A 364-nucleotide genomic window follows, 5' to 3' on the forward strand; every position below is an offset into this window, starting at 1 on the left:
GCCACCATCAGCTGGTACGGGAACACCCTGGCGCGCTGGACCTCGTCCGGATCGCTGAGGCGCGCCGCGAGCTTCTCGGCAAAACCCTCCACCTCGAACACGCCATTGCGCGCGAAGCTGTTGAGGTTCTGCCGCAGCATCTGCCAGCTGGCCGTCTCGGCGATCTGCACCCAATGCTCGCGCGACAGCGGCATCGAGGTCAGCATCTGGAACGGCACCGCCGGCACCGGCAGCGACGGATCGCGCTTGAAGGCCTCGAAGGCCTTCACCACGTCCGGCAGCGCGGCGACGTCATGCGGCTTGCCGATGAGATAGCCGTAGAGCGCTTCACGCGAGGCCGAAGCCGGCTTCGGGTGAACCATCT

At 66.8% G+C, this 364-nt stretch carries 1 pseudogene; it reads right to left on the reverse strand.

What is annotated here, in order from left to right:
- A pseudogene (locus EN786_RS36415) lies at positions 1 to 364 on the reverse strand (TROVE domain-containing protein); the annotation flags it as partial.

The organism is Mesorhizobium sp. M4B.F.Ca.ET.143.01.1.1 (assembly GCF_004792275.1).
Lineage (GTDB): Bacteria > Pseudomonadota > Alphaproteobacteria > Rhizobiales > Rhizobiaceae > Mesorhizobium > Mesorhizobium abyssinicae.